The organism is Spirochaetota bacterium (assembly GCA_026414805.1).
Classification (GTDB): Bacteria; Spirochaetota; UBA4802; order UBA4802; family UB4802; genus UBA4802.
Genome location: JAOAIH010000153.1, coordinates 1 through 901, shown reverse-complemented (window position 1 = coordinate 901; position 901 = coordinate 1). Strand labels below are relative to the sequence as shown.

General features: G+C 34.2%; 2 protein-coding genes. Both read left to right on the top strand.

What is annotated here, in order from left to right; translation table 11 throughout:
* Window positions 1-28 precede the first annotated feature (28 nt).
* Window positions 29-589 (top strand): hypothetical protein, encoded by a 561-nt coding sequence (locus N3F66_15085; GenBank protein MCX8125471.1) that lies wholly within the window; start codon window positions 29-31, stop codon window positions 587-589.
* A gap of 103 nt (window positions 590-692) precedes the next feature.
* Window positions 693-901, top strand: a 209-nt coding sequence (locus N3F66_15080; protein MCX8125470.1) for a sulfatase-like hydrolase/transferase, incomplete at its 3' end; no start/stop codon positions are given.

Below are 901 nucleotides of genomic sequence, written 5' to 3'. Positions count from 1 at the left end.
ATCATAAATCTATTGGGGGTTCGCTGGTATGGAATATTATAGAAATATACTCCAGCGCTTTTTTATTCCTCTTGCTATTGTTATTGGAATTATGATTGTATCAAGTTTAATATATCATGGCTCAACTGGCCTTTCACCAGGTTTTTTAAGAACTGTTATTAAGGATATCTCTGGTTTTATAATGTTTGTTTCCATTTGGTTTTTTGGCTTTGTTGGCCCTCCTATTGCGTATTTCAGGGGTGCAACGTTTTTTGAACGTAGTATTGTAGCATTTGTAAATCCAGTTATATGGCTCATAAGGATGGCCTTATCTGTTTCATGCCAGTTTACTGCAATTGAAATGGTATATTTTTTCTTTTTGCCGTGGACATTTGGTATAGTATGCGTTACTTTTTTTGAGCTATCGGTATCCGAACTAATTTGTCGTTATATAGATTTTAGAAGGGGAAATACTTCAGTAAAGATTTTTCATCCTGCAGTAATTGTGTTTTTTATCATTGGCATAACAGGTATTTATTTTGGATTAATCAGGGGCCAGGAATGGTCATATATGGTAGTGCATCATTATTCAGAGCACTTTCTGAAGTAAATTATTGATATAGGTAAATTTTATGAAAAATAAAGGTCATTTTGACGAGTCTGTTCCTATTACCCGCAGGGATGCTCTTACATTGGCAGCCTCATCAATTGCAATGGTTACTGGTTTTCCTTATTTAAATACATTGTACGCTCAGACAAAAAGAAGTATGCCAAATATCATTTTTATACTCACAGATGACCATCGATATGACATGTTAGGTTGTCTTGGGCATCCTTTTTTAAAAACACCAAATCTTGATTATATAGCAAATAACGGGATACTGTTCAAAAACGCATTTGTTACTACATCATTGTGTAGTCC